This window comes from Parafrankia elaeagni (genome assembly GCF_000374165.1).
Lineage (GTDB): Bacteria > Actinomycetota > Actinomycetes > Frankiales > Frankiaceae > Parafrankia > Parafrankia elaeagni.
This window is the reverse complement of record NZ_KB893756.1, coordinates 13,597-36,850: the sequence shown is the minus strand read 5'-3', so window position 1 is coordinate 36,850 and position 23,254 is coordinate 13,597. Positions and strand designations below refer to the sequence as shown.

Sequence of the window (23,254 nt, the reverse complement as noted above, 5' to 3'; positions counted from 1 at the left end):
TTTGGTCGCGCTTTCATCATCCGACTGGAAGGCCACTTCCGTCACTACGGCTGGCCACGTTTTCGGTAATTCGGCTGCCGGAGTTTCTCCGGTGAAGCTCTGCGTCGTTTCCTCGGAATTTGATCCGGGTGTGCGTGGCCTTGATTTGTGCGGCCCATCCCGGGCGAGCGTGGCGGGATCGCATCCAACTCGCTCCGCTCCGCGCAAGGCACCTTGAGGCGCCCCACAACGTGGCTACGGAACGTCACTGATCACAACCTGGTGCGATCTCTGCGCAGCCCTGGTTGGGAACCGACCCGGCGGATGCCCATCACGCGGCCGGGGCTAATCAAACGGGAAACAGCTCGTTCCGCCGGAGGCCCGCAGTCAGATGATCGAGAAAGTCGCAGTTGAACACAAACCAGTGCTTCTGGTTGCATAGCTCCCCAGCGGGGCTACCGGTGTCAGGAGAGTCCCATACCCGACGAGAGCAAGTGGGACGCGATGACGCCGCGAGCACGAGATCTGCTCAACCGATCACGCTCGCTCCTGGGAGCCTCCCGCGACAGCGCGTCCCCGCCGCCCGGCGCCGGGGTCGAGTTACGCGATCAGGCGTCCGAGCCAGCCGGCGACGGCGACGACGGTGACGGCAGCGACGTCGGCGACCGGCCGACCCCGTCGTCTGCCAGAGCCCGTACCCGGCCGGGGGTTCCCGCCGCCGGCGCACCGCAGCGCGGGCCGTCCTCGCCCGCGCCCGCGCGGCCGGGCACGCCGACGGCGCCCGCGGGACGGATCTCGCGCACGACAAGGTCGCACCGGGAGGGGACCGGCGCCGCGTCCGCCGCGGTCAGCAACGGTGCGGCGCAGGGCACGGCGGGCAGCGGCTCCGACGCGCTCGCCGCGATCTGCGCGGACATCGCGCTGCGCGATCTGAACCTCGTCGACCTGCTGCTCTCCCAGCTCGAGGAGATGGAGGCGAAGGAGGAGGACGCCGACCGCCTCGCCGAGCTGTACCGTCTCGACCACCTCGCCGCGCGGCTGCGCCGCAACGCCGAGAACCTGCGCGTCCTCGCCGGCCACGACGCCGGCGAGGGCACTGCCGACAGCACCGCGCTCGTCGACGTCATCCGCGCGGCGATGTCGTCCATCGACCACTACTCGCGGGTGGTGATCGGCCGGGTGGTCTCGCTCGGTGTCATCGGGTTCGCCGCCGAGGACGTCGGGCGCGTGCTGTCCGAACTGCTGGACAACGCGACCAGGTCGTCGCCGCCCACCGCGCCGGTGCGGGTCGGCATCCACCTGACGGAGACCGGCAGCGCGCTGTTGCGCGTCGAGGACGACGGCATCGGCTTCCCGCCGGAGCGGCTCGCGCAGATCAACGAGCGGCTGGCCGGCGAGCCGGTCCTGGACGATGACGCCGTCCGCCACATGGGTCTCGCTGTGGTCCACCGACTGGCGATCCGGCATGGCCTGCGGACGTGGCTGGACACCCGCCAGCCGCACGGCACGACCGCCTCGGTACTGATCCCGCCCGGCCTGATCTGCGAGCTACCCGAGGGCAACTGGTCGGGAGCCCAGACGGTGCAGCCCCACCCCGCGGCCGCCGCGGGCAGGGGGTTCCCGGTGCGGGGCAGCGCTGCCCGGCACGACGCCGCCGGGGGCACCGACGAGTCCGCGGCGACCCCGGCGGCGGGCACCGGTTCCACCGCGGGACCTGGCTCCGGTCCGCACAACGGCGGTCCGCACAACGGCTCTTTCCGGCTGTCGGCCCTCAGCCGCTCCGCGGCCGTCGATCACGCCACCCACAGCACCACGGGACGGTCACCGAGCTCGCTGTTCGGCGGCCCAGGCGCGCCACCCGCCGACACCGCGCCACCCGCCGACACCGCTCCGGATGCCGACACCGCTCCGGATGCCGCCCAACGGAGCGGTCTGCTCTCCGGGCCCCCGTCCACGGCGGCGCTGACGAGCGGGACAACGTCGACGGGCCTCCCCCGCCGGGTCTCCCGCAGCCTGCGGACGACGGCCGCCGACCAGCCCCCCGGCCCGCCCGGAAACGCGGGCAGCCCCACGACAGCCGGCACGCCCGGTCCGGACGCGGGCGAAACCGGGACACCGACCGACACCGCCGACACGACTGACACAGCCGACACGGCCGACACGGCCGCGAGTGACGCGGCTACGGCTGGCACCGGCAACGAGACCGCGGCGCCGGATCCGGTCAACGCCGAGGACGTCGACGCGACGGCGTCGGCTCCCACCGGCTCAGCCGGTCACGACACAGCTGCTCCCGGTCCAGACGGGCCCGGCAGCAACGGACTGAACGGTCATCGGACACAGCCGACAGCACCGGACGAGGACCGGGCCGCCGACCACGCACGGCTGCTCGCGGACCTCGATGCCTTCAGCGAAGGCGAACAGACTGCCCACCGGCACCAGCGAGGGGACTAGGAAATCAGTGACGGATCAGAGCAATCGCCCCGCGGACTTCGACTTCCGCTGGCTGATCAATGACTTCGTGGGCAAGGTCCATGGCGTCTCCCACGCCCTGATCCTCTCCGCCGACGGGCTGTCGCTGGCGGCGTCCGACGGCGTCTCGTCGGCCGAGCGCGACCAGCTCGCCGCGATCGCGAGCGCGATGATCAGCCTTGCCCGCAACAGCGCGCAGCTGTTCGCCAAGGGGACCTGTGAACAGATCATCGTGCGCATGTCCAAGGGCTACTTCCTGTTCATGGGCATCAACGACGGGGCCGGTCTCGCGGTGCTGACCGGGCCGGACTGCGACATGAAGGTCGTCGCCTACGAGATGACGCAGTTCGTCCTGCACGCCGGCCACGCCCTCACTCCGGACCGTCGGGCCGACCTGCGCCGCGTACTGGTCGGCCCGCAGCTACCAGGCCTGAGCTGAGCGGATGCGGCGACGCGGCGCGTCAGACCCCCGCGGACCACACCGGGCGCGACGGACCAGGAACGTGAGACAGATGACCATGCCCGAAGACGCCGCGCAGAGCACACCGGAGAAGCGGGAGAGCCAGGAGAGGCAGAAGAAGCAGGAGAAACCGGGCCCGCGCAGCAGGCGGATCCGACCGTACGCCCTCACCGGCGGGCGGACGAGGGCCCGGCACCACCTGCTGATGGAAACCATGGTCTCCGTCCCGCGCTACGATCCGACGCTCAGCGAAACACTGATGCCGGAGTCCCGGGCGCTCTACGAGCGGGCACGGTCGCAGCTGTCGATAGCCGAGCTGTCCGCGATGCTCGCCATTCCGCTCGGAGTGGTCCGTGTACTCATCAGCGATCTCGCCGCGCAGGGGGCCGTCCTGCTGCATCCCACAGCCCACACCTACCACCACGACCGCACTGTTCTGGAGAGGATTCTCAGTGGCCTGCGTGAACTCCCGGTCTGACAGCCGCGGGGTCCGGCACCTGGGCGGACGCCCGTGAACGGATTCAGGCCGAACGGCAGCGCGGCGGCTGTGGCCAGCTCCACCGGCCAGGGCGATCCGGCGGCAGCCGCCGGCGACCCCCCGCCCGCGATCTCCGCGAAGATCGTCATCGCGGGCGGGTTCGGGGTGGGCAAGACGACACTGGTCCGGTCGGTGTCGGAGATCCCGCCGCTGAACACCGAGGCGTGGTTGACGGAGGCCGGCGAGGGCATCGATGACCTCACGCTGAGCGAGGCGAAGCACACGACCACCGTGACCATGGACTTCGGCCGCATCTCCCTCTACCCGGATCTCATCCTCTATCTTTTCGGCACCCCGGGGCAGCCGCGCTTCTGGTTCCTCTGGGACGACCTGTCACGGGGTGCGCTGGGCGCCATCGTCCTCGTGGACAGCCGGCGGCTCGAGCAGTCGTTCACCGCACTGAACTACTTCGAGCACGACTCGACGGTTCCGTTCATCGTCGCCGTCAACCGCTTCGAGGGAAAGCTGTGGCACGACGTCGGTGACGTCCGGGAGGCTCTCGGCCTGCGCGCGGAGGTCCCGCTCGTCACCTGTGACGCCCGGGATTCAGCCTCGACCGGGCAGGTCCTGCGGGAGCTGGTCGTGCACACCCTGGCGCTGGCCAGGTCCGCGGACAAGGGAAACACCGGGGACACCGGGGCCGGCGCCTAGCGTCCGGCCCCGGTGACGCCCTGGGGGCGCGTCACCCTCAAAGGTTGATCATGTGGCCGGCGAGGCCGTGGATGGCCTCCTGCAGGCCCTCGCTGAGCGTCGGGTGGGTGTGCACGTTGCGGGCGAGCTCGAACGCGGTGAGGTCCCACTTCTGCGCGAGAGTCAGCTCGGGCAGAAGCTCGGAGACGTCCGGGCCGATCAGGTGGCCGCCGAGCAGCTCCCCGTACTTCGTGTCGGAGATGAGCTTGACGAAACCGTTCGGGTCGCCGAGGCCGTGCGCCTTCCCGTTCGCGGTGAAGGGGAACTTGGCGACCCTGATGTCGTGGCCCTCCTCGCGGGCCTGCGCCTCGGTCAGGCCGAAGCTGGCGACCTGCGGCTGGCAGAACGTGGCCCGGGGCATCATCCGGTAGTCACCGAGCGTCTTCGTCTCGGCGCCGGCGATGGCCTCGGCGGCGACGACGCCCTGCGCCTCGGCGACATGCGCCAGCATCAGCTTGGCGGTCACGTCACCGATCGCGTAGATGTGCTCGACGTTGGTGCGCATGTAGTCGTCGATCGCGATCGCACCGCGGTCGGTGAGGGCGACGCCGGTGTTCTCCAGGCCGAAGTTCTCGACGTTCGGCGCGAACCCGATGGACATCAGGACCTTGTCGACCTGCAGCGAGCCGTGCGCGCCGCCGGAGCCGGTGTACTCGACCGTCACCGAGGAGCCGTTGTCGGTCACCGTCTCGACCTTGGTCGAGGTCAGGATCGGCACGCCCAGCTTCTTGTACTGGCGGAGGATCTCCTTGGAGACGTCGGCGTCCTCGTTCGGCAGCGGGCGGTCGAGGAACTCGATGATCGTGACGTCGACGCCGTAGTTACGCAGGACGTAGGCGAACTCCATGCCGATGGCGCCGGCTCCGACGATCGCCATCGAGCGCGGCAGGTCGCGGGTGAGGATCTGGGTCTCGTAGGTGACGACGTTGTCGGACAGCTCGACCCCGGGCAGCAGCCGCACCCGCGAGCCGGTCGCGATGATCACACTGTCGAACGTCACCTGGTCGCTGCCGCCGTCGGAGAGCGCCACGTCCAGGGTGTTGGGGTCGCGGAAGGTGCCGCGGCCCGTGTATTCCGTGATCTTGTTCTTCTTCATCAGGAAGTGCACGCCCTTGACCCGGCCGTCCGCCACCTGGCGGCTGCGGTCGAAGGCGGCGCCGAAGTCGAAGCTCACCTCGCCGGAGATGCCGAAGGTCTTGGCATCGTGGGCGAACAGATGGGCGAGCTCGGCGTTGCGCAGCAGCGCCTTGGAGGGGATGCAGCCGACGTTGAGGCAGACCCCGCCCCAGTACTTCTCCTCGACGACGGCGACCGACATCCCGAGCTGGGCCGCGCGGATCGCCGCGACGTAGCCGCCCGGACCTCCACCAAGGACAACGAGATCAAAGTGCGCTGCCATAGGTCCACCCTACGATCGTCCTGGACGCCGACTCACGGCGCGGTGCGGAGACTTCAGCCACGCATGGTGCCAGCCCTGTTCCTTCTCGCCCACAGATGGGCACGCCGGGCCCGCCGCCAAACGGGGCGACCGCCTGCGCTCACTGCGATCAGGCCGGACTGACGACCGGACGCACTACGACGCACTATTCACAGCCCGCGGCCCGCGGGAGCCGGCCGGGCCGAGGTGTGCCGGCCGGGCCGAGGTGCGCCGGCCCGCGCCTGATCGCCATCGTGGCCGCCTGCTTCCCGACCGTAGCGGGGATCACAGCCGCGGTCCTGACGCCAGGGCCGGAAGGCCGGCGCCAGGTCGGGCCCTGCGGCCCGCTCCCACCCATCCGGGCGGCCCGTCGGGGCGACGGGCGCCTCGCCCGGACGGCACGCGGGCATCCCGCCAGGGTCCGGACCAGCACGGACGGCCCTGCCTGTCCACTGCCCGACACCACCGTCCGACGCAGGTGGCAGGCCCGGACACGGCCGCCCGCGGACGGCCGGCGATCTCCCGCGCAGCCGGAGCGGCGGTCCGGGAGCGGCTGGCAACCGGAGGTACGCCACCCGCACGAACAGGCGGATGCGCTGGTACACGCCCATAAGATGCGATGACTGCCTTAATCCCATTTGCGATGACACGGCTGTTCTCCAGGACGTGGTCATTCGATTTGGGCGCGGCCCCGGGAGGGGGACGATGAACAACACACCGCCAAGCGCGGTCGGGGTAGGTCCAGGCGAGCCGGCAGCGCCCGCCGGTCGGATCGAGCCCGTGCGCGATGCGGTGTTTACTCCGCTGACACCGCATGATCCGCACAGTGTGAGCCGATATCTGCTGCGCGCCCGGATCGGCGAGGGTGGCATGGGTGCGGTGTACCTCTCGTACACCCCCGGCGGGCGTCCGATCGCGCTCAAGGTCGCCCGCCCGGAACTCGCCACCGACCCCGATTTCCGCAGCCGGTTCGCCAAGGAGGTGGCGATCGCCCGGCGGGTCCAGGGGCCCTACACCGTGCCGGTCATCGACGCCGACCCCGAGGCCCTGCGCCCGTGGATCGCCACCGCCTACGTCGCGGCGCCCTCGCTCGCGGTCGCCGTCGTCCGCCAGGGCGCCCTGCCGTCGGCGACCGTGCTCATGCTGATCGCGGGCGTCGCCGAGGCACTGCAGTCCATCCACAGCGCGGGCGTGATCCACCGTGACCTGAAACCCGGCAACGTCATCCTCGCCGACGACGGACCACGGGTCATTGATTTCGGTGTGGCGCGTGCGATCGAAACATCAACCGCGGCAATGACCCAAACGGGTGTACGCATAGGAACACCCGCATTCATGTCACCGGAACAGGTCCGCGGAAAACAGATCGACGCGGCGGGCGACGTGTTCGCACTCGGCTCGACCGCCTATTACGCACTGACCGGACGGCCGCCGTTCGGTTCCGACGCCGCGGTGTTCCACCGCATCGAGCACCAGCAGCCCGACTGGGACCACTGCCCGGAGAACGTCCGGGAGGTGCTCGCCCGGTGCCTGGCCAAGGATCCCGCGGAGCGCCCGACGTCCACGCAGGTCATCGATCTGTGCCGGTCCGCGATCACCGACGACCTGTTCCTCTCCACGGGGGGCGGGTGGCTGCCGCCGACAGTGGCGGCCGAGGTGACCCGCTACCGGATCTCCACCGTGCCCTCCCCGACGACGACGCTGCTGCCGGCGCCACCGTCGACGTTCCAGTCCGCGCCGACCGGCGCACCGGACGCGATGGACGCCCTCGGCACGCCTTTCCCCAGCGAACCCGCACCGACCGACGCGATCGCGGGACCGCACCCGTCGTCCGCGCCGTTCCCGCACCGCCCGCCGGGCGGTCCCGGCGGTCCCGGCGGTCCCGGCGTGCCCGTCAGCGCCGGTGTGCCCGGCCTGCCGGCAGTACCGGCACCACTCGCCCAGTCAGCACCCCTGGCACACCCGGCCCACCACGCTCTGCCGCCCCACCAGCCTCACCAGGCCCCCCGGGCGCTCAGCACGGCCGGCGCCCCCCGGGCGCTCACCGCGGGGCGGGTGCCCCGGGCGCTGTGCGCGCCGCCGACTCCCCGCGCGCTGGAGGCCGGGGCACCGACCGACATCGCTGTCGCCGCCGTCGGGGCACTCGCGGCTGCCGGCGCAGGCCGGCCGGGCGCTGGAAGCCACGCCGGTGGTGCTGGCCGTTCGGCCGAGGGCGGCACCCCGGGGATCCCACCGGCTGAGGGCGGGGCGCACACCGCAGGTGACCCGCCCGCACCTACCGGCACGGCTGCGGCGGCAGGTGGCGGTTCCGCCGCAGCGGAGCCGCCGGACGGCGGCGGCCGGGTCACCGACGCTGTCGCAGCCGTCGGCGTTCCGTCGGCATCCGCCGGCAGCGAGGCCGCCGACGGGCCGGCCGAGCCGCCGCACCCGCGCCGTACTCGCGGGCGCGGGCGCCGGCGCCGGTTCGTGACTGTCCTGCTGGCCGTGCTTGTCATCGTCGGCGCGGTGTTCTTCTGGCTGCTGTCGAAGCCCGTGGGCGGCGGCGAGCCGGTGGCGCTCGTGATCACACCGTCGCGCGGCAACGGAGTGGCGGGCGGTGTCCGCGAGGCGGTGCCCAGCACCGCACCGACACCCACCCCGTCCGGCTCCGACTCCGGCTCCGGCTCCGACGGCGCGACCGGTCCCGGCCCGGCCAGTGGCAGTCCCGCCACCGACTGGCTGGACGGGGCGACCGGCGCTCCCGCTCGCCCCGTCCAGCAGCTGGGCTGCCCGGCCAGGCCGGCGACCCGGGCCAACAGCGACGGAACCGGCGTCCTGACCGGCGTTGCGGAGCTGCGGGACGGCCCCGACGACAGCTGCGACAGCAGCGCGACCTACGTCCGCGGGCGGAAGTTCTGGCTGTGGTGCAGCGTCGTCGCCAAGTCGGACGACGTCTGGTGGTGGGCCCGGCTCGACGGCACCGAGAACTACGGCTGGGTCCGCGCCAGCTCGATGAGGATCAGCCACACGGACGACAACGACGACGACCGGATTCTCGTCTACAGCTGTGACGGCACCGTGGACGAGCACTGACGACGCCCGATGCCGGCCCACCCGGTGTGAGCCAGCTGGTGTGAGCCAGCTGGTGTCAGGTTCGGGTGTGGTCGGCCGGTCGGGGGGCCGGGTCCGGCCCTGATCCGCCGGCGGCGATCGGGTCGGACCGGGCCGCCGGTGCTGGCCGGTGCCGCGGCACCGCTGCGGGCAGCTCGACGGCGAGCAGCGCGACGTCGTCACCGAGAGCGGACCTGGTCCACCGCTGCACCCTGCGGACGAGGTCGTCCAGGCAGTCACCGAGGGGACGGTCCTGGCTGAGTGTCTCCGTCACGGCCGACGCCAGCGGGAAGAAGGCTCTCGACTCACTGTTACGCGCCTCGGCGATGCCGTCGGTGTACAGCAGCACGCGGTCGCCGGCCTGGAGGGTGAACGAGGTGATGTCGATGTCGCCGGCGAGAAGTCCGAGGGGCGAGCTCCGGCCGTGCGGGGCGAGTGCCCGCGCGATGCCGGCGCGCACCAGCAGCGGGTCGGGGTGGCCCGCGTTGACCATGTCCAGCCGGCCGTCGCGGATCTGCACGGCGACGGCGGTGACGAAGTCGTCGAGACCGCTGACGTCGGCGACCTCCTCGTCCAGGTCGGCGAGGACGGAGACGAGACCGGCCCGGTGCTTGGCCACGAGCCGGAAACAGCCGAGCACGTGGCTGGCGATCCGGACCGCGTCCAGGCCCTTCCCCCGCACGTCGCCGACCAGCAGCCGGGTTCCCCACGGGCTGTCGACGACCTCGTAGAGATCGCCGCCGACCATCGCGTCGGTGGCGGCGCTCTCGTACCGGACCGCGAGGCGCAGATCTCCCGAGACCGTCGGTGCCAGCGGCAGGACGGCCCGCTGGGCCACCTCGGCGACTCTGGTCACGTTCTGCAGCTTGGTCTCGCGGCGGGTGTTGTACCTGCTGACCAGGACGGCCATCACACCGCCCAGCAGGATGCCGGTCAGTCGGACCAGCTGGGCGGCCAGACCGCCGTCCTGCACGGTGAACAGGCCGTCGACGAGCCCCACCAGGGCGCTGCCGAGAATGGCCAGTATCGCGTAGGCGCCGGTCAGCACCGGCCCGGACAGGGTCGCGGCGAGCAGCGGGGACAGCACGGTGAGTTCCAGGATCGTCCAGTGGGTGCTGGCCAGCTGGATCGCGAGGATCGCGCACAAGAGCACCAGGGGAGCCGCCAGTGCGACCCCTTGGCGCGCGAGCCCGGCCACCGGGCTGCCAGCGCTGCGGGCGGCCCGCCAGGTCGCCACCCTGCCGGTTCGCCCGGCGCTCCGAGACGCGCTCACCGCGGCCAGCCCGTGACGTCCATCAGCGGGCCCCGCTCCGCCGTGTCTCGTCCAGAACCACCTTTCCCCTGTTCCCGGCCGTCCCCGGCCGTACCCCTGCCGGCGGGGCTCAGTACCGGGGCAGGATGAGGCCCGGATGCACCTGGGCCAGCAGCAGCACGGCAAGCAGCAGGGTGACAGCCCGGAACTCGCGGGTGGTCAGGTCGTGTTCGCCGAGATGGTCACGACGTCCGGTGTAGCCGGCGAAGTACCACTTCATGATGGTTGCGCCGGAGCCGGCGACGGCCAGCACGAGGGCGCCGGCCAGCGGGACGAACCAGCCCCCGACACCGTCGAGGAGCAGGTCCTCCCAGATGAAGCCGACCGTCGCCGGGTAGCCGACGGCGGTGAGCCCGAACAACAGGAACGCCACGGCCAGCCGCGGGGTACGGGCGAAGCAACCGCCCTGGCCGGGCAGCGCCATCGGACCGCGCCGGGCCTCCGTCGCCGCCGCGATCATGACCGCGCCGCCGGTGGCGACCGCGCCGACCTGCCAGGCGACGACCGCTCCGGCCTGCGCCAGCCCGGACCCGGCCAGCGCACCACAGGTCACGATGCCGGTCAGGGCAAGGCTGACCTGGGCCAGCGCGGTACGGATGTCACGCGCGACGAGCCCGAGCCCGGCTCCCAGGAGCGCGGTCGCCAGGGCGGCGGCGACGGCGGGCCAGCCCCAGTCCCAGCCCCACCCCCCGGAGCCGGCCGGGCCACTCGCGGGCAGCGCCGCGGTGATCTCGGGAAGCAGCAGCAGCCCCGCCGGCCCCGCTGTGAACGCGACCAGGATCCCCGGTGGGGCGGCCCGGGCAAGGGAGTCGTGCCACAGGTGCAGCGGCAGGAGACACTGACGGACACCCACCCCGACGGTGACCAGCAATGCGGCCAGCGCGGTCGTTCCGGGCCGGTGGGCCAGCAGCAGGCCGCTCGTACAGGCGCCCACCCCCAGCGCGTGATGCAGTCCGAACAACCGCGCCGCGCCGCGCCGACCCGCCCCGCCCCCGTCCGCGCGAAGCTCTCGCCAGACGACGAAGGCGGACAGTGCCCAGGACGCGACAGCCGCCGCGGGTGCGGCCACCGCCGTGGCCGCGGCGCCGCAGGCCAGGATGAGCAGAATCCGGGCGAACGTGCGGCGACCATGGGACGGCACGGGAGCGAGCGCCGTCGCGGCCAGGCCGGCGAGCAGGGTCACCAGCGGCATCCAGCGCCCGGCACCGGACGCGAACAGCACCACCCCGGGCACGCCGGTCGGCGTGCCCACGCGCTCCACCACCATCGCGGCGGCAGCGGCGGCGGTCGTCACGGCGACGCAGCCGGTCGCGACCGCCCGGGCGGCCCGGGCGTCAGGGGCCCGGCACGCCGCGGCCGAACCGGCCAGCAGGGCGGCTGTGGCGACGAGCGGGGCGACCGCCAGCGTCACCACGGCCCGCCCGCGCGCGGCCGGACAGGGCGGACGTCGGTCGGGAAGCGCGGCCGGTCCTCCGCGGGCAGCGCCGGGCGGGTCCCCCCACCGGCCGAGTCACGATGCGCGGTGAGGCGCCGCGGGGGCTCGTTGTCCGGCCAGGCGGGTCGGACGTCCGCCGCCCTCGCCGGCGCCTTGTCCGCGTCGGTCGGCCTGCCGGCCGGCTCGGCACTGGTACCCGGCGCGGCGTCGGTGTCGGTGTCGGCGCCGACACCGACGCCGGCCGCGGCTTCGGCCGTCATCGGCTCCTCCGCCGCAGGATCGACCGCCACCAGCTCGACCGGCACCAGCTCGACCGTCACGGGATCACCCGTCACGGGATCAGCCTCGACCGGCTCGGCGGAGGCGGGTCCGGCGGCGGGGCGGGAGGCGACGACGGCATCGTCCACCGCCGGGCGCGGCACCGGGAGCCTGGGTGGCACGGAGGGCCGGGTGGTCTCCGGCAGGCCCGGCGGGTCTCCGGGGCGGGAGACGGCCCCGGGGCGGGAGACCGCCAGCGGACCCGGCTGCCCGGGAATCCGGTGCGCCGCCAGGGCCGATGGGGATGGTTCCGAGGTGGTTTCGAAGGTGTACGAGTCCGCGCCGTAGGGCCCGGAGCCTTCCTGCGCCCGGCGTCCCGCGGGGCGGGACGTCGTCACAGGTGCCGAGTGCTGCGGTGCTGCTCCACCGTCCAGCGACCCACCGTCCAGCGGCCTGCTGCCGGCCCTCGGCGGTGCCTGCTCAGGCCGCGGTGTCGGCTCAGGCCGCGGTGCCTGCTCAGGCCGCGGTGTCGGCTCAGCCGGTGCCGGTGCCACCACGGTGTCCGTCGTCGCCCACGGCCACCAGTCCCCGTGGACCGGTTCCGGCCCACTGGCGGAACCACCCGGGCCGCCGACCTGCCCGGTGGCAGGATGAGCGGGCGTGAGGGCGGTGCCGTTCCCCCCGCTGATGATGCCGGCAGCCTGCCGCTGCCAGCGGTCGATCGCCGTCAGCGCACGCGCGGCGGCTCCTCCGACCTGGCGAAGCACCACGTCTGCGTCTCCCCTCTCGAACGCGTACCGGTACAGCCGGGGCTGCCACCGCGCGGGCGTGATCCGTCCCGGCCGGGATGCGGATGTGGGGGCACCACTCTGTGCCTGCTCCAGGCGCTGGCTGTCACGCAGCGCGCTGGGTGAGCGAAGGATCTGTGCACAGCGCAGCGTCGCGTGGACGAGGATGTGCGTGAGCGCAAGCGTGTGCAGCCCCAGCCCGATCTCGGCCACGATCAGCCCGACCTGGGTCATCGACCCGTAGGCCAGCCCGCTCTTGACGTCGCTCTGGGCCCGGCTGACCACGGTGGCGTGCAGGGCCGTCAGCGCCCCGACGAACACCACCGCCACGCGGGCGGCCGGAGCGTGCGCGAACAGCGGCTCGGCGCGCAGCAGCAGGTAGGGGCCGAGGTGGATGGACACCGCCCCGTAGAACACCGCGCTGGACGGGGTCGGCCCCTCCATCGCCCGCGGGAGCCAGCCGCCGACGGGGATCAGGGCCGACTTGGCCAGAACCGCGGCCAGCAGCAGGAAGCACAGCGCCGGCGCATGGGCGACCACGCCCGGCGCGGCCAGAATGGCGTCCCAGCCGTCGGCGTGCGCGGGGTCACCGCCGTCGGGCGAGCTCGCGAGCTGCCCGATCCAGATCGCGGCCACCAGCAGACCGGCGTCGCCGGCGCGGTAGGTGAGGAAGGCCCGCAGGCCGTGGCGCACCGGCGCCCGCCGCTCGACGAAGAACGCGATGAGCAGCGCGGATGTCAGCCCGACGAGCTCCCACCCGAAGTACAGCGCCGGCGGGTCGCCGGCCAGGACCGTCAGCTCGACGCTGCCGCCGAACAGCAGCAGAAGCAGGTGGAACCGGGCGAAGCCGGGCTCCCGGTGCAGGTAGCGGGCCGACACCGCACCCGTCAGCCCGATGAGGACGGCGGCGACGAGCGCGAACGGGACGGAGACCGCGTCCGCGCTCAGCTGCCAGGTGAACGTGTGTTCCCCGGCGCCGAACCACGGACCGGCCTCGGCGCCGATCGACTCGTGGCCGCGCAGGACCATGCCACCGGCGAGCAGCCCGCAGGCGAGGGCCACGACGGTGAAGGACGACGCCACGATGGCCCTGATCAGCCGCTCCGACCGGGCCCGGCCGAACCACATGAGGCCGGCGAGCACCGTGACGGCGGCGGCGGGGGCGGCGACCGCGGTCACCAGCGCCGCGGGCAGGAGCCCACCGGAGGTTCCGCCTGCCGAGTCGCCGGTCATGAACTGTCCTGCCGGACCGGTCGCGGTTCGTGGGCCTGCTCGGGCAGCCGGATGACCGCCGCCTGACGGCGCCCGCCCGCGCCCGGCTCCGGCTCCGGCTCCGGTTCCGGAACCGGTTCCGGAACCGGCTCGAGAACCCGCTCGGGGGACGGAGCGCCGAAGGCGGCGAGGACGTGCGCGGGCGGCAGATGGTCACGCTGGCCCGCGTAGTAGTGCTCCGAACGGGCCACCACGGGCAGGCGGAGGTTCTCCGGTTCGTGCGCCTCGAAACCGCCGTCGCGGTGGACCCAGGTCCGTGGCGAGTACGGGTCCCAGGCGACGAGCTGGATCCAGCCGCCGTCGACGAGCCTGCGCAGCGGCGGACTGTCCCGCACGATCCGGGCCAGCAGCTCCGGCTCCGCCTCCACGATCATCAGCAGCCGCATCGGCTCGTGGATCTCCACCGACTGCCAGGGCATGCCGGTGCGCAGGTCGGAGGCGTGCCCGTCCATGACGCCCACCAGACCGCTGATGTTGTGCGGGAGCTTCGACCCGGCGCCGAACCCGGTGGGGTCGACCCGGCTGAAGTAGTACTCGAGGCTGATGCCGGCGCCGACCGGCCCCGCGGACAGGAGCAGCCGGGTGAGCACCGCCCCGTCCGCATCGGTGGTGGGGTCGTAGGAGACCAGGAAGGATCTCCGGTCGAGGTACAGCCCGCGGGTTCGCGAGCGACGCCCGATCACGCAGGTGGCGTTGGTGCTGTGCCCGTACTCGGGGCGTGACTGGGCGATGTCGGTCGAGCGCCCCCGCACGTGGGCGTGCGCGGCACCCGCGGCCACGTCGGGTCCGACCGTTTCGAACCGGCGGCAGCGCTCGTGCGCGTCGAGCTCGACGGCTGACCGCAGCGCCTCGGTGGCCCGGGCGAGCGGGGTCTGCAGGTGGGCGGGCACAAGGTCGGTGTCGTAGCAGGTCAGCGAGCCCTCGCAGGTGTCGTGGTGGCCGCCGACGAACCAGGCTCCCGGCCAGATCGGGCGTCCGCGGCGTGCCAGCTCTGCACGGACCTGCGGGTGGTTCGCCATGGCGGCGAACGCCCGCGCGTTCGGGCCGCTGCGGCCGCCGCCGGTGGCACTGCAGTCGTAGGCCGCCGCATGCGGGTTGTTGACGCTGGACGAGCCGTGCCCGATCACGAAGACGAGGGGCCCCGCCGGGCCGGTCAGGCCGATCGTCGTGAGCAGCGTGTCGACGATCTCGGTCATCTCCGCGACGGTGAACCCCGGCCGCAGCGGCCGCGTGCCGACGCCGGGCACCAGGCCGACCGTTTTCACGGCTTCGGCCGTCTCGGCGGCTTCGAGGGCGAGGCGCGTCCGCGGCCGCTCGCCGTCCCGGTGATCGTCACCCTGGTGATCACCGGTCCGCGGCCGGCCCCGCTCACCGGCGCTTCTCGGCGCGACGGCGCCGACCGCCAGCGGAAGCAGCCCGGCGAGCCCGGCCACCGCGGCGTACCCGGCGGGGCGTCCGGAGCTGCCGCGGGCGGCCGTGAGGATGTGGTGGCGATGGGCGTCGCGGCGCCGCGACCGCTCGTAGGCCGCCACCTCGCCGGCCTCCACGGCACGTTCGACGACCAGGGTGGTGGGCGTGATGGCCACGGGGCACAGCGCCCGCGGGCGGACGTCGTCGAGGCCCTGGTAGGCCATCGCGACACCGAAGTAGCCGGCGGCGCCGAAGGTGCGGACCCGCGGGTGGATCTCCTCCAGGTGCCGGCGCAGCGACTCCTCCCGCTCGTCCATGCAGAACACGGCCTGGAAGTCGGCGGGCGGGACGATATCGGGGAGGCGCTGGTCGTGCGCGGCGAGGGCGTCGAGGATCTGGGTGCGGTAGCGCCGCTCGTACGCGAGGTGCAGCAGCCAGCGCCGCTCCCGCGACCCGAGCCCGGCGACGGCGCCGAGCCAGGCCCCCGCCCACCGCGGGTCGCCGAGCAGCTCGGTGTCGACGTCCATGATCTGGGCGAGGATGAACGCCTCGTAGACCAGCTCCAGGTCCGCCCCGCTCTGCGCGCCGGGGCCGAGCGAGTCGAACGAGTCGAGCGGGCCGAGGACCTCGGGGCCGGCACCGGGGCCGGCGAGGCGTCCCAGCAGGTTGTGGGTGGCGACCGCCTCGAGCGTGAGCTGGACGGCGAGATAGTCCATGAGGCGCGCCGGCGCCGGCTGGGAAGGGGCCCGGTCGGGGTGGCACTCGAACTGGCGGACCATCCCCGCCCAGCCGCGCAGCGACACCAGCGTCGCCCGGATCGCGCCCGCCCAGGCAGGCACCGGCACGCCCAGCGACCACAGCGCCCAGGCGACCGTCCGCGGCGCCGACCAGTCACCCCGGAGCTGCTGACGGAGATGACCGCCGAGCAGGGCCCAGAGCGGGTCGCGAGGGGCGCCCATCGTGCCGTGGAGGTGCCGGAACGCGGTGAGCAGGCCCTGCTCGCGATGCGGCAGATCCCAGGCGGCCATCCCCTGGTCGAGGAAGGCCGCGCACAGCGCTGTCAGCACCGGGTGGACGGCCTCGTCGACGTCCACGCCGAAACGCTCGAGCAGCTGGTCGCGTCGGCGCGGGAGGGCGGGCGGCGGGACGGCCGGCGGGGCGTGGCGCGCCAGGTCGGCCCACAGTTCGGTCAGCAGCCGGGCCCGCAGGGCGGCGCGTGCGGTGGTGCGGCCCAGCCGGGTGCGCCGCCGCTCGGACGGGAAGCGCCGCCGGGCCTGCCGGGTCAGCTCGTCGCGGCGCGCCGCGGAGACCAGCGGGTGGAACTCACGCAGCTCCCCGCCGTCCGACAGCCGCCACGGAACCCCGGCGGCCCGGGGGACGTCGACGAACAGCCCGAGCCGGGCGAGCCGGAAGTCGTCCCAGCTGGGCCCGCCCGGGACGATCTCGGTTCCGGGACGGGTGCCGGTGCCCCCGATCGCCGGGGCGGAGCTGTCGTGCTGCGCCAGAACGGCGACGAGGTCACGGGCCAGGATGCGGCCGGAGGACAGGTGGGCGGCGAACGACTCCTCCGTCTGGAAGGCCTGCGTGCCCAGCATCGCCGAGGCGTGCTCGACCGCGCGCGAGAACGGGAGCTCCTCCAGGGCGTGTAGGGGGTTGTGATGCGAGAAGTACCCGAGGGGGGCCTGCGGCGGCAGAAGCTCGGCCACCTCCTCGACAATGCGGGTGATCAGCTCGCTCTGGTCCTCGACGTGAGCCATGTCCCCTCCCGTCCCCGATGGTGGCGGCCCGGTTCTCCGGTTTTCTCCCAGATACCGCAGATACCACGGGATCCGGGACGAATACGCGCCTTCCGGCGCCGTGGGAACGGTGCCGACCGGCCTTTCCACCGGTGACGCACGGCCCGTACCGGCCTTTCGCCGCCGACAGGGCCGGCCGGGCCCGCTGCGCTGCGGAAAACCCCTGCCGAAGGCGGCCGCGCATCCCGCGAGAAATGCGCGGCCGACTCCACCCCACCCCAGGGCCGACCAGGCTGACCGGTGCGCCATCGGCACTCCGGTCGCCCGACATGTATCAGTATGGGGGACTCTGGGCCCACTCGACACGTGCCGATCATCGCGGTGGCGAGAATCACCGGAACGCTTTCGGTGACCATCACCCCGGGCCACCTGGAAATTCCAGCGCATTCCGTCGGCCATCGAGGCCGTGACCTCGCACAATGCTTTACGGCAAGCGCCGCCGCTTTACGGCAAGCCCCCGCCGCTTTACGGCAAGCGCCGCCGGGGCATTGCGCGAAGAGCCCGCACCACATCATCGGCGGCGCCGGAGAACGGAAGGTGGCCTCGGAGGTGGTAAGTTTGATTTTCGGATGGACCACGGCCGATCCGGCACCGGGCAGCCCACGCCGCCCCCGGCGCCGGGGGCGGCCGGGCGAGGAGGCCGACGATGGGGCGAACCGCGCGGGAGTGCTCGATCGCGAACGCGCTCGCCGTCGTCGGTGAACGGTGGAGCCTGCTCACCCTGCGGGAGATCCTGCTCGGGGTGCGCAGGTTCGACCAGATCGTCGAGAACACCGGGGCGAGCCGGGACATCCTGGCAGCGCGGCTGCGCACCCTGGTCGAGGCCGGCGTGCTGGAGAAGAGGCAGTACAGCGAGCATCCGCCGCGGCACGAGTACGTGGCCACCGAGGCCGGCCGGGCACTGACGCCGGTGCTGCTCGGCCTGATGGACTGGGGCGACCGGTACGTGACCACCGGCCCGCCACCGACGGTCTGGACCCACGAGTGCGGCGCGGAGCTGCGCCCCCGGTGCGTCTGCGCGCACTGCGGGGAGCAGGTGGACATGGGGAGGACGACGGTCACCCGGATCGGTGAGGTGCGGGCCCGCCCGTAGCCCGGCCGAGACCCCGAGACCCCGCTGTGGCCCGGCTGCGCCGACGGGCTACGGCGGGCACCGGCGGTCCGCCGCCCGGCCGAGCCGGGCGGCGACCTACCTGCCCGTCTGTTCCCTGTCCGTTTCCGTTCCTCGGAACCCGCTCGGGGTTCCGAGGAACCGGCTCAGGCGAGAACGGAGTCGAGCTCTCCGCGGATCTCCTCGGGCGTGACGTTCGGCTCGAAGCGGCGGACGACCTTGCCGTCCCCGTCCACCAGGAACTTGGTGAAGTTCCACTTCACCTCGTCGGTGCCGATCGTCTCGGGCCGCGAGCGCTTGATGTGCTCGAAGAGAAAGCCGGAGTCGGGCCCGAAGTCGCCGGGGGCCTCCGCCCGCAGATAGGTGTACAGCGGGTCCGCGCCGGGGCCGTTTACCTCGATCTTGGCGAAGACCGGGAAGGTCACGCCGAAGTTCGTCGAGCAGAAGTCCTGGATCTCGGCGTTGGTGCCCGGCTCCTGCCCGGCGAACTGGTTGCACGGGAAGCCGAGAATCTCCAGGCCGCGCCCGTTCAGCTCGCGATACAGCGCCTCCAGGCCCTCGTACTGCGGAGTGAGGCCGCACTTGCTGGCGACGTTGACGATGAGCAGCGTCTTGCCGGCGTAGTCACGCAGCGGGCGGGGGGCGCCGTCCGTCGCCTCGACGGTGAAGTCATGGACAGTCATGATCGACCTGGCTCTCGATGGGCGGGCCCGGCGGCGGGCCCGGCGGCGGGCGCCGAACAGGCGCGGACACATCGGACGCTACCTGCACCGCCAGGATTCTGTCACCGCCATGGTGACGAAATCTGCGGGCCGCCGGCACTAGGCCGGCGGCGTGCGCATCTGGACGAACGACATCTCCCGCCGCGCGGTGAAACCGAGCGTCTCGTACAGCCGGATCGCATCCATGTTCGACACCACGACGTGCAGGAACGGCCGGTCGCCGCGGGCGTGCACGCGCAGCGCGGTCGCCAGGATGAGCCGGGTGGCGAGCCCCTCGCCGCGATACGCCGGATCGGTGCACACGGCACTGATCTCGGTCCGGCCGGGGAAGCGCATGCGCTCCCCCGCCATCGCGACAAGCCGGCCGCCACGGCGGATGCCGAGGTAGGTGCCGAGCTCGATGGTGCGCTGCCCGAACGGCCCCGGCTGGGTCCGCGCGACCAGGTCGAGCATCTCCGGGACGTCCGCCACGCCGAGCCGGACCGCCTCCGGGTCGGCCCGGGGCGCCAGATCATCGCCCAGCAGCTGGACCGCGGGCACCGCGGTCACCACGTCCCACCCGGGCGGCGGCAGCGACTTGAGGCCGGCGAAGCCGAGCAGCGCCCCGGGCCCGACGAGCGCGGCGAGATCTCCCCAGGCGTCGGGGTCCTTGTCGTCGCTCACCGCCGCGAACGGCGACATCTCGGGTGGGTAGCGCGCCGCCCGCCCGTGGGCGATGGCGACATGTGCGTGGACGCCTGACAGCGATGCCCAGACCGGGTTGTCGAGCGCGGACTCCGGGGTGGTGACGGCCACCGATCCGGCGAGAGGCTCCGGCAACGCGCTCGGGCTCGCGCCCGTCGGACCCATCCAACCTCCCGCCGGCGACGGGCGCCGAAGGACGCCCCCGGTCAGACTATGCGCCGCCGCCGAATCGGCGCGAAAGGCCCACCCAGGTAACGCGGGCGCCGGCACACGAGCCGGCGCGCGGACGCCCTCGCCGCCCGCCTGAGCCAACCGGGGGGCGACCGCAGGTGGTGTTCCGACCGGCGACACGCCACGCCGCGCGGACGCACGACGCTTGACACGGGGCAGCCGAACCCTCCGACCTCGGATGCTCGGGGCTCCCCCGACCCGGCCCGGGTACCCCCGTCCGGAGGTGCCCGCGGTCACCCCACCCGCCGGAACCGCGCCCGAATTGTGCCTGGATCAGGCGAATCCCGCATCGCGCCGGCCCGGCCCGAGGGGCGTCCGGCGGAAACTGAGAACGAATTTAGCACATAACCAGCGCCGCCGGTCGAGACGTAAACAGGTCGCCAGATTAGCCGTCAGGTAACACGGTCGGGCCAGAGCGGCCGACAAGAATGCCAGACTGTCAACTCCGCACGCGGCCGCACCCGTTCGATCCGGGCGACCGCACGGGATTCCAGCAAAACGGATGCAATCCACTATCACTACAGAAACACAACGGAAACACTCTGATACCACTTTCGGCTATCGGTCGTCGGGGGGCCGAAGCGCCCGCCAGGCAACCCGTCCGACCTGTCCCTAGCATGTGCAACGCGCATATGACCTGCACTGATGGTTCGGTTTCGGCTCGGGACCGGCCCGGACGCAGCGGCGCATCGGGGCGACGGCGAGGGGGCGAAGATCGACGCGGTCAGCACGGCCGAAGACGGGCTCCAACCCGGTGCTCACCAGCACCGGAATGCACCGCGGAACGGCCAGGGAGACATATTCGTCCACGCCGGCGGCAGACGTTGGAACAAAGGCGTCTGTGACCGGTCGCGGACGCTTCATCGGGATTCTGGGGCGACCCCCGGAAGCGGCTCCGAGGCCACCGGTCAGGTCGGGAACACGCTGCGGCCGAATGCATTCACCGCGGCTTTTTCGGACCGCGGCGGACCGGGCCTGAGCCACCGACCACCGACGACGAGGACCTGATCGATGTCAGAACACGCAATCGCTCGTCATCAGGTGCAGCGGCCACCGACCGCGCGTGAGCTGATCGGGCCGCCGGTCGCGGCGGTCCTGGCCGTGATGCTCATCGGCCTCGCCACTGCCGCCTCCTCGCCCGCCGGGGCGCGCGGACCGGTGCTGTTCTGCGCCTGCGTCGCCGCCATGATCGTCGGGCTGGCAACCGTCATGGCCGTCCGCAACCGCCAGCTCGCCCGCGAGCTGCGTAACCGGATCGTCACCCTCGAGTCACGGGTCAGGACCTCGTCCGCACACACCGAGCGCCTTTCCCGCGAAGTCCTTCCCCTCGTCGTCACCCGTCTGCGCGAGGGCACCACAGTCCAGACAGCCCTCGCCGAGGCGCCGCGCGGCACGGACGAGGCCCACCTGCACATCCTGCGCACAGTGGCCGAGGAGGTCAGCCGCGGCGAACGCATGCGGTCCGCCGCGATGGCGGCCTGCGCGAGCGCCGCCGGACGCATGCAGGCGCTGAGCACCAGCATGCTGGCCGACCTGCGCGCGATGGAGGAGCGGCACAGCGAGGAGGTACTCGGCGACCTGCTGCGGCTCGATCACCTCACCGCCCAGGCCAGCCGGCTCGCGGACAGCATCGCGGTGCTCACCGGCGGGCGCTCCGGCCGCCGGTGGACGAAACCGATCGTCATGGAGAGCATCCTGCGCGGGGCGATGGGACGGATCAGCGCCTACCAGCGGATCCGGCTGCACTCGACCAGCACGGTGGCTGTGGTCGGCTATGCCGCCGAGGGCGTCATGCATGCGCTGGCCGAACTCATGGACAACGCCACCAGTTTCTCCCCGCCCTCCGAGGAAGTGCACGTCTACGTCGAGGAGGTGCAGACCGGCGTCGTCATCACGATCGAGGACGGCGGACTGGTCATGGGGCAGGCGGCACTGGCCCGAGCCGAGCGCGCGGTCTCCGCGGAGGCACTCGACCTCACCACCCTCTCCGGCACCCGCCTGGGACTGGCCGTGGTCGGCGTCCTCGCCCGCAAGCACGGCCTGACCGTGTCCTTCCGTCCTTCGTCCCGGGGCGGCACCGGGGTCATCCTGATGATCCCGCGCCAGCTCATCACCGCCCCGCGCTCCGTGGAGCCCCCGCCCGCGCTCGCGGACACGACCGACGCGACCACCACCGGCCTGCGCACCGCCGTCACGGCCAGGTCCCCGCGGGCCCTGCCGCCCGCGCCCGCCGCGGCGGCGAGCACTCTCGTCCCGCGCACAGGGCCGGCGGGCGGAGCCGACCTGCGCGGCCTCGGCCTCCCGCCACGGCGTTCCGACCGGGCGGACCGGACCGACCAGCCCAACCGGTTCGACCAGCCCGAGCGGACCGACCGGCCGTTCGCCGCGACGGCCGAGGGATCCCTGCCGGCCCGCGGACACGGCGCGTTCCAGCACCGCGGCACCTCCAGGAACCTGCCGCCGGACGTCCAGGGCACGCCCCGCCGCACTCTGGACGGGGACGTCTCCACCACCGCCGATCTCGGCACCGCGGGAACGTTCGCGATGACCGGCACGCTGCGCGCCGTCGGCGGGCTCGGTGCCGTGGACGCGGGCGCCGTGACCGCGCGGATCACCCTGCCCAAGCGGGCCCGCGGCCAGTCGCTCACCGCCAGCACCAGCCGGGCCGCCGCGCCGACGACCACCCGTCCACGCTCGCACCGGGCCCGCCGCAGCTCCATCGCGAACTTCGCGGCGTTCCGCCGGGCAATGCGCCCGGCGGGATCCGCCAGCACCCGGACAACGCCCGCCCCCCCGGCTCCCGCGTCGGCGGAGTCCGCCTCAGCCCCGTCGCCCCTGACCCCGGTACCGACGGCGTCATCGCCCGTGACCCCGGCACCGACGACTCCGTTCACCGCATCAGCCGGCGAGGCCGCCGGCCTGCCCGCACCCGTCAAGGCGGCACCCGTCGAGGCGGCACCCGTCGAGCCGGCAGCAGCCGGCAGCGGCCCGGACGACACCACACCCGCGCCCACAGCCGAACCCGGCGCCGGCACAGCGCCAGCCGCGACATCCACCGTTCGGGCACTCGCGCTGGCGCCTCCCCCCGCCCTCGCCCTGGCCCCTCCCCCTGCCGCAGCGCCCACACCGACGCCCGAGCCCGCACCGATCATGGACGAGCCGAACCACGCCGAGCCGGAGGACGGCGTCGAGCCCACTGGCCACGGCACCTCCGCCGCCCAGGCCGTACCGGCCGCGGGCGGCACCGAGCCGGGTTCCGGCAGCACCGTGCGCTCCACCAGCACCGTGCGCTCCACCAGCACCGCGGAGACCGACAGCACCGCAGGAACGGACGGGGCCGCGGGCACCAGCACCGGCCGGGCCACGGGCACCCGAAAGAGCTCGGCCGCGGGCAGCGGCGCGGCGCAGGACGGACCGCGGGACGCGGCGGTCCCGGCAGCCGCACCGACCTCCCGCGGCACCGGACGCGACGGGCGGGCAGCCGTCCCGCGCCCGGGGCCGGCGCGGGCGGGCCGGCCGAGGAGGCCCCGCCGCGACGACGGCGACGACGTCCCGGCAGGCCGGTAGTGGCGCCGGACGAACGACCAGGGCT

The 23,254-nt window shown here is 73.2% G+C and carries 14 protein-coding genes; 7 read left to right on the top strand and 7 right to left on the bottom strand.

The window, feature by feature from the left end:
• The first annotated feature begins 483 nt into the window (after positions 1–483).
• From B207_RS35535 to B207_RS35530, 4 genes are all read left to right on the top strand, one after another.
• The gene (locus tag B207_RS35535; RefSeq protein ID WP_018639462.1) at positions 484–2,430 is read left to right on the top strand and encodes a sensor histidine kinase; all 1,947 of its coding nucleotides are present in this window, start codon (positions 484–486) and stop codon (positions 2,428–2,430) included.
• Positions 2,431–2,437: 7 nt separating this feature from the next.
• Positions 2,438–2,887, top strand: coding sequence for a roadblock/LC7 domain-containing protein (locus tag B207_RS0125265; protein WP_018639461.1), 450 nt, complete (start codon positions 2,438–2,440; stop codon positions 2,885–2,887).
• Between the two features lie 73 nt (positions 2,888–2,960).
• A complete protein-coding gene (locus tag B207_RS0125260) occupies positions 2,961–3,386 on the top strand; it encodes a DUF742 domain-containing protein (protein WP_018639460.1) in 426 nt (141 codons plus the stop codon).
• 69 nt (positions 3,387–3,455) lie between these two features.
• A complete protein-coding gene (locus tag B207_RS35530) occupies positions 3,456–4,097 on the top strand; it encodes a GTP-binding protein (RefSeq protein ID WP_051102665.1) in 642 nt (213 codons plus the stop codon).
• Positions 4,098–4,134: 37 nt separating this feature from the next.
• On the opposite strand, the gene lpdA is transcribed toward B207_RS35530, so the two are convergent.
• Entirely contained in the window at positions 4,135–5,535 is a 1,401-nt protein-coding gene (gene lpdA / locus B207_RS0125250; RefSeq protein WP_018639458.1) for a dihydrolipoyl dehydrogenase, read from the bottom strand.
• Positions 5,536–6,381: 846 nt separating this feature from the next.
• On the opposite strand from lpdA, the gene B207_RS0125245 reads away from it, so the two are divergent.
• Positions 6,382–8,625: a serine/threonine-protein kinase gene (locus B207_RS0125245; protein ID WP_018639457.1), complete on the top strand. Its 2,244-nt coding sequence runs from the start codon at positions 6,382–6,384 to the stop codon at positions 8,623–8,625.
• 55 nt (positions 8,626–8,680) lie between these two features.
• On the opposite strand, the gene B207_RS0125240 is transcribed toward B207_RS0125245, so the two are convergent.
• From B207_RS0125240 to B207_RS0125225, 4 genes are all read right to left on the bottom strand, one after another.
• Positions 8,681–9,916 (bottom strand): PP2C family protein-serine/threonine phosphatase, encoded by a 1,236-nt coding sequence (locus B207_RS0125240; protein ID WP_326829007.1) that lies wholly within the window; start codon positions 9,914–9,916, stop codon positions 8,681–8,683.
• A gap of 109 nt (positions 9,917–10,025) precedes the next feature.
• Positions 10,026–11,369, bottom strand: a complete 1,344-nt coding sequence (locus B207_RS0125235) for a proton-conducting transporter transmembrane domain-containing protein (RefSeq protein ID WP_018639455.1) — start codon at positions 11,367–11,369, stop codon at positions 10,026–10,028.
• Positions 11,363–13,669 (bottom strand): proton-conducting transporter transmembrane domain-containing protein, encoded by a 2,307-nt coding sequence (locus tag B207_RS0125230; protein WP_018639454.1) that lies wholly within the window; start codon positions 13,667–13,669, stop codon positions 11,363–11,365. The genes B207_RS0125235 and B207_RS0125230 overlap by 7 nt, the downstream gene beginning before the upstream one ends.
• Positions 13,666–16,875, bottom strand: coding sequence for a DUF2309 domain-containing protein (locus tag B207_RS0125225; RefSeq protein ID WP_018639453.1), 3,210 nt, complete (start codon positions 16,873–16,875; stop codon positions 13,666–13,668). The genes B207_RS0125230 and B207_RS0125225 overlap by 4 nt, the downstream gene beginning before the upstream one ends.
• Before the next feature lie 685 nt (positions 16,876–17,560).
• On the opposite strand from B207_RS0125225, the gene B207_RS0125220 reads away from it, so the two are divergent.
• Complete coding sequence (locus B207_RS0125220; protein WP_018639452.1) at positions 17,561–18,007, top strand: winged helix-turn-helix transcriptional regulator; 447 nt, start codon at positions 17,561–17,563, stop codon at positions 18,005–18,007.
• Positions 18,008–18,171: 164 nt separating this feature from the next.
• Here B207_RS0125220 and B207_RS0125215 read toward each other — a convergent pair whose 3' ends face one another.
• Together B207_RS0125215 and B207_RS0125205 are read right to left on the bottom strand one after the other, a co-directional pair.
• Positions 18,172–18,708 carry a glutathione peroxidase gene (locus tag B207_RS0125215; protein WP_018639451.1) on the bottom strand — a complete coding sequence of 179 codons (537 nt, stop codon included), beginning with the start codon at positions 18,706–18,708 and terminating at the stop codon, positions 18,172–18,174.
• A 138-nt stretch (positions 18,709–18,846) separates the two neighbouring features.
• Positions 18,847–19,596 (bottom strand): GNAT family N-acetyltransferase, encoded by a 750-nt coding sequence (locus B207_RS0125205; protein ID WP_084692319.1) that lies wholly within the window; start codon positions 19,594–19,596, stop codon positions 18,847–18,849.
• Positions 19,597–20,673: 1,077 nt separating this feature from the next.
• On the opposite strand from B207_RS0125205, the gene B207_RS38930 reads away from it, so the two are divergent.
• Positions 20,674–23,229, top strand: coding sequence for an ATP-binding protein (locus tag B207_RS38930; protein WP_035742220.1), 2,556 nt, complete (start codon positions 20,674–20,676; stop codon positions 23,227–23,229).
• Positions 23,230–23,254 lie beyond the last annotated feature (25 nt).